We start from the raw sequence: 4,818 nt of genomic DNA, 5'->3' as shown, positions 1-4,818 counted from the left end.
GATGGCCGGGACAAGCCCGGCCATGACGCGTGGAGGCGTTCGCGCCTGACTCATCGGCTCAGATAGCGCGGCTGGATCCCCGCCCAGCCCATTGATTCGCGGCCCACGCGCAAGGACCCCCGGGTGACTACCGGGCAGCGTGGTTAACCTTTCATTAGAGAATTGCACTGCATCTTCCCAGACGAGGGAGAACTGCAATGTTTTCAAGCCGCGATACCTTTGAAGGCGATTCCTGCCCGGTCCGCGACGAACTCCTTGGCGAGATGTACCGCGCCAGCGAGAGTGGCCTGCCGAGGCTGGTTGAAAGTGTTTCCCCTGACGCGCGCGCCAGGCTGGCGCTGTTCTGCTATCGGCGCAGCCATCTGCACTCGCTGGCGGTCGCGATCGCTGGCAGCTGTAACGAGCGCGACCTGATCGAGAACGGCGGCCGTGTCGGTTCGACGCTCTACGCGCTTGCGCGCGAAGGCGCGGCGAAATCCTCGCCGTCGCTGTCGGGTGGCCGCAAGCCGATCACGCTGTCGACCAAGCCGCTCTCGGTGCTCGCGCCGCTGGACGACGAGATCGACGACGAGATCGGCGAAGCCGTCCCGGCCTAAAGCACGATCGATCGCGCTCTAGCTCTCTATTGGCGTATGATCTCGGCGGAAAACCGCTGCACACTTTTCCGGATCATGCGCCGGCGGCCTCTATCACCGGCAGCCCGAATTTCCGTCGCGCCATCGCGCATTCGGCATCGCCCGGCATGCAGGTGCGGCACACGTCCGGCCGCACTGCATAGATGCCGCACGCGGTCGCTTTTCCAATGTTCCCCTGCAACGCCGAACAGCGATCGCCTTCGCAGCGCATGCCGGATTGACGGTCGTTGACGAGCGCTTCGGGAATCGCGGCAAGCTCCTCGTCGCTCTCGATCGAGAAGCGCGGCCAGTTCGCCGAATAGCCGCAGCAGGCGCCGCAACTCTGGCAACAGCTCGACAGGTCGATCGGGGCGTTCTCATCCATCGTCACGTGTCCTTTGGCGGGCCCCAGACCAGGCTCTGGCGCCATTTCGCGCGCAGCACGTCGCGCCTTTCAGGATATCTCTCGTCGGGATAGCTCGCGTCGACCACGCGGTCGGTGCGGAAGCTGCGGAAGTCGCCGCGCAGCTCGCACCAGGCCGCGAGCAGGCGCACGGCTTCGAGATAGCCGATCGAAATCGGCCAGATCATGCGCTCGCTGGCGCGGCCCTGCTCGTCGCGATAGCGCAGCATGATCTTCTTGCCTTCGTGGATCTGGGTGCGCGTGCGAGCCATGTCCAAGCGGTCCGGCTCCCTGTTCCAGCTCGGTCGGGCCCGGCTTGCCGGCTCCAGCACGAACGGACGCAGGCGCTCAGGGACAGTGTCGGCGATCTTGGCCATCAGATCTTCAGCCGCACGCGCCAGCGCGGGATCGGCATGGCCGGCGACCCATTGCGCGCCCAGCACCGCCGCCTCGATTTCGTCGGGTGTCAGCATCAAAGGCGGCAGGTCAAAACCCTTTTCCAGGATGTAGCCCATGCCGGCTTCACCACGGATCGGCACGCGCTGGCCGATCAGCGTGGCGATGTCGCGATAGATCGTGCGCTTCGAGGTCTCGAGCTCGGCCGCGATGGCGTCCGCCGTCAGCGGCTTACGCGTGCGCCTCAGCACCTGGATGATTTGAAACAGCCGGTCGGCGCGTCTCATGACGGATCTCTTGTCGGTGGTTTTTCAGAAGGCGGCGCGCGGCTGCTGACAGGATGTTGGCAGCAGGGGAGTTCTATACCGGGACAACACGTCGACTGAAGAGGATTTGTCCATGATCATTCCAACTCATTTCGGCCCGGCCGCTGCGCTATGGCGGACCCCGCCTTTACAGGTCCAGCCTTTGCAAGTCCCGCGTTTGCAAGCCCGAGCTTGGTACGCATGGGCGTTCGGCCGCCTCGTATCCCTTGATCTCATGGTCCTCGACCTCCGCCTTGCGCTCGCGACCATGGTGGCTCGCTTCCTGGTGCAGGCCGCGGACGCGCTGGTCCGTCATGTCATGGCCCGCGCCTGGCGGGGGGCCCGTTTCGCAGAAGATATCACGGCTGCTGCCACCATGGTGGCAGCAGCCCGCGGTTAAGTTCCCTCAACTCTTTCGGTCGTTTCAGGAGAGCCTTCATGATCACGCTTTACGGCTTTGGCGCCGGCTTCGGCCTGCCGGAAATCAGCCCCTTCGTCACCAAGACGGAGGTGCAGCTCAAGATGGCGGGATTGCCCTACCGGAAGGAGCGGGCGATGCCACCCGCATCACCCAAGGGGCAGCTGCCCTTCATCGACGATGGCGGCGAGGCGGTGGCCGATTCCACTTTCATCCGCGCCCATATCGAGCGCCGCTACGGCTTCGATTTCGACGCCGGTCTGTCGCTCGTCGAGCGCGCGCAGGCCTGGGCATTCGAACGCATGATCGAGCATCACGTTTATTTTGCGCTGGTCGGGGCGCGCTGGGTCGATCCGGTCAACTTCGCCAAGGGGCCTGCGCATTTCTTCGACGGCGCGCCGGAGCACAATCGCGAGAAGTTGCGCGAGGACGCGCAATTCCGTGTCGCCGAGAACTACCTGCTCTCCGGACTCGGCCGCCACGCGCCCGATGACGACGTCGATCTCGCCGTGCGCTCGCTGTTTGCGCTCTCGGTGCAGCTCGGCGACAAGTCCTATCTGATGGGCAACAAGCCCTGCGGCGTCGATGCCACCGCCTTCGGTGCACTCGCCGGGATCCTGACGCCGTTCTTCGAATCCGCACTGCGCCGTCGCGCCGAAGGATTTCCGAACCTCACCGCTTATGTCGACCGGATGATGGACAGTTACTATCCGGAGTTCGCCTGGACCCCGCTGCGGCAGGCGGCTTGAGGCCTGGAATGAGACTCATCTAGCGCCCCGAGAAAGGTGTGTCCCCTCCCCCACAAGGGAGGAGGGAACTCAGAGAGCGGTGCTGTTGTTCAAACGCGATCCGGCATTACGCTCGCTGCAAACAAAAAGAGCCGGCCCATCGGGCCGGCTCTCGTCGTCTCAATCCTGCCGCTGCGTCTATTTCACCAGCGTGTACTTGCCGTTCTTCACCGTGAGCAGGATGCGCGAGCGCTCGTCGAGGCCGTAGCGATCCTTTTCGGTGAAATTGTAGACGCCTTGGCTCGCCGCAAGCTCCTTCTCCGACAGCAGCGCCTGGCGAATCGCCTCGCGGAATTCCGGCGTGCCTGGCTTCGCCGTCTTGAGTGCCGCCGGGATGATGCGCTTGAGAATCTCGAAGGCGTCGTAAGAGTGACCGGCGAACTGGCTGCGGCTGTTCGGGCCGTACTTGGCTTCATAGGCCGAGTTGAGCGCGAGGCCCGGCTTCTTGGTGGCGGCTTCGTCCGGCTGGTCCTCGGGATCCATGACGGGACCAGAGGCCATCAGCACGCCTTCCGCAGCTTTGCCGGCGATACGGATGAAGTCCATACTGGCGGCGCCATGGGTCTGGTAGATCAGGCCCTGATAGCCACGCTCGCGTAGCTCGGTCTGCGGCAGCGCGGCCGCGGTGCCGGAAGCGCCGACCAGAATGGCATCGGGATTCGCCGCCACGAGCTTCAGCACCTGTCCGGTCACCGACGTGTCGGGGCGAGCGAAGCGCTCCTCGTCGGCGATGGTTATGCCCATCGGCACGGCCTGCGCCTTCAAATCGTTGAACCAGAGGTCGCCATAGGAGTCGGAATAGCCGATATAACCGACGGTCTTCACACCCTTCGACTTCATGTGGTCGTACAGCACCTTGCCCACGATCGGGATCGGCTGCGGCATCGCCACCGACCACTTCATGCGCTCCGGCGTAATCGGGAACGGCGCCAGGCCGAAATGCGGAATGCCGGCTTCGTTGGCGACGTTGGACACCGCGATGGTCGGCGGCGTCAGCGCCGAGCCCATGATGATGTCGGCCTTGGATTCGGTCACGAAGCGGCGGGCGTTGGTGGTCGCGGTGGTCGGATCGCCGCCGTCGTCGAGTACGATCACCTTCAGCGGCACGCCGCCGATCTCCTTCGGCACGAACTCCAGCGCATTGCGCTCGGGAATGCCCAGCGCTGCGCCCGGGCCGGTCGTGGTGGTGGTGATGCCGATGGTGACCTCGGCGGTCTGAGCCCGCGCGGGCACGGCCGGCAGCGCAAGCGCAGCCGCGGTGACGGCGGCGGTCAGGTAAAAGCGTTTCATCTATTCCTCCCTTTATGTGTTTCTTTGAAAGCAGAAATCGGGGGGTAATTCAGCCCCCTCTTTTGGTGATGTGGCGATTTAGCTCCGGGCCTCGCTCCCCGTGAATTTGGCTACCATTTCCGCAGGAAACGGTGCCGATTTCAGTTTGTCGGGGTTAACGGGGTCGCGCCCGACCAGGACACGGGTCTCGAAACCCTCGATAGCCAGCGCCTCGCCCTTGAAGACGCTGTGCTTCACCTCGAAACTCGAGCGCTTGATGCTCTCGATCTTGGTTTCGATGGTGATCCAGTCGCCATAAGTCGAGGGGATGTAGAACTTGGCGCGTGTATCGACCATGGGAATGCCCACCAGGCCGTATTTCTTGACCAGGTCCTGCTTGGAGAAGCCGGCGACTTCGAACAGGGTCGACGTCGAATCGTCGAACATCGCGAAATAACGCGGGTAATAGACGATGTTGGCGGGGTCGCAGTCACCCCACTGGATCTGGACGTCGCGCCGGTTCACGAACATATGCCGCGCCCTATTTCGGCGCCATGCGCAGCGAGCCGTCGAGGCGCACCACTTCGCCGTTGAGGTAGGAATTCTCGACCATGTGCAGGGCGAG

7 protein-coding genes and 1 pseudogene are annotated in these 4,818 nt (G+C 63.7%); 3 read left to right on the top strand and 5 right to left on the bottom strand.

Annotation, left to right across the window (positions count from 1 at the left end; all coding sequences use genetic code 11):
* Positions 1-197 precede the first annotated feature (197 nt).
* Positions 198-596, top strand: a complete 399-nt coding sequence (locus IVB32_RS25605) for a hypothetical protein (RefSeq protein WP_018458458.1) — start codon at positions 198-200, stop codon at positions 594-596.
* Between the two features lie 73 nt (positions 597-669).
* Here the strand turns inward: IVB32_RS25605 and IVB32_RS25600 are convergent, their stop codons facing one another.
* Complete coding sequence (locus tag IVB32_RS25600) at positions 670-999, bottom strand: YkgJ family cysteine cluster protein (RefSeq protein WP_018458459.1); 330 nt, start codon at positions 997-999, stop codon at positions 670-672.
* Positions 1,000-1,001: 2 nt separating this feature from the next.
* Positions 1,002-1,700: a YafY family protein gene (locus IVB32_RS25595; protein ID WP_007599649.1), complete on the bottom strand. Its 699-nt coding sequence runs from the start codon at positions 1,698-1,700 to the stop codon at positions 1,002-1,004.
* A 112-nt stretch (positions 1,701-1,812) separates the two neighbouring features.
* Here IVB32_RS25595 and IVB32_RS25590 point away from each other — a divergent pair, with 112 nt between their 5' ends.
* Together IVB32_RS25590 and IVB32_RS25585 are read left to right on the top strand one after the other, a co-directional pair.
* Positions 1,813-2,118 carry a hypothetical protein gene (locus tag IVB32_RS25590; protein ID WP_247294194.1) on the top strand — a complete coding sequence of 102 codons (306 nt, stop codon included), beginning with the start codon at positions 1,813-1,815 and terminating at the stop codon, positions 2,116-2,118.
* A gap of 38 nt (positions 2,119-2,156) precedes the next feature.
* Positions 2,157-2,885, top strand: coding sequence for a glutathione S-transferase family protein (locus IVB32_RS25585; protein WP_018458461.1), 729 nt, complete (start codon positions 2,157-2,159; stop codon positions 2,883-2,885).
* A gap of 177 nt (positions 2,886-3,062) precedes the next feature.
* Here the strand turns inward: IVB32_RS25585 and IVB32_RS25580 are convergent, their stop codons facing one another.
* The 3 genes and pseudogenes from IVB32_RS25580 to IVB32_RS25570 form a co-directional block, all read right to left on the bottom strand.
* Complete coding sequence (locus IVB32_RS25580) at positions 3,063-4,214, bottom strand: ABC transporter substrate-binding protein (protein ID WP_018458462.1); 1,152 nt, start codon at positions 4,212-4,214, stop codon at positions 3,063-3,065.
* 78 nt (positions 4,215-4,292) lie between these two features.
* Entirely contained in the window at positions 4,293-4,724 is a 432-nt protein-coding gene (locus IVB32_RS25575; RefSeq protein ID WP_018458463.1) for a thioesterase family protein, read from the bottom strand.
* Positions 4,725-4,734: 10 nt separating this feature from the next.
* Positions 4,735-4,818, bottom strand: a pseudogene (locus IVB32_RS25570) (3-hydroxyacyl-CoA dehydrogenase); the annotation flags it as partial.

It is taken from the genome of Bradyrhizobium sp. 23, from assembly GCF_023073295.1.
GTDB lineage: Bacteria > Pseudomonadota > Alphaproteobacteria > Rhizobiales > Xanthobacteraceae > Bradyrhizobium > Bradyrhizobium canariense_D.
The sequence above is the reverse complement of the archived record's forward strand: the minus strand, read 5'-3'. Positions and strand labels throughout refer to the sequence as shown.

Bases quoted from the DNA above. Each gene is read 5' to 3' on its own strand.
- IVB32_RS25580 (WP_018458462.1), bottom strand. From the start codon at position 4,214: ATGAAACGCTTTTACCTGACCGCCGCCGTCACCGCGGCTGCGCTTGCG.
- IVB32_RS25590 (WP_247294194.1), top strand. From the start codon at position 1,813: ATGATCATTCCAACTCATTTCGGCCCGGCCGCTGCGCTATGGCGGACC.
- IVB32_RS25595 (WP_007599649.1), bottom strand. From the start codon at position 1,700: ATGAGACGCGCCGACCGGCTGTTTCAAATCATCCAGGTGCTGAGGCGC.
- IVB32_RS25605 (WP_018458458.1), top strand. From the start codon at position 198: ATGTTTTCAAGCCGCGATACCTTTGAAGGCGATTCCTGCCCGGTCCGC.
- IVB32_RS25585 (WP_018458461.1), top strand. From the start codon at position 2,157: ATGATCACGCTTTACGGCTTTGGCGCCGGCTTCGGCCTGCCGGAAATC.
- IVB32_RS25575 (WP_018458463.1), bottom strand. From the start codon at position 4,724: ATGTTCGTGAACCGGCGCGACGTCCAGATCCAGTGGGGTGACTGCGAC.
- IVB32_RS25600 (WP_018458459.1), bottom strand. From the start codon at position 999: ATGGATGAGAACGCCCCGATCGACCTGTCGAGCTGTTGCCAGAGTTGC.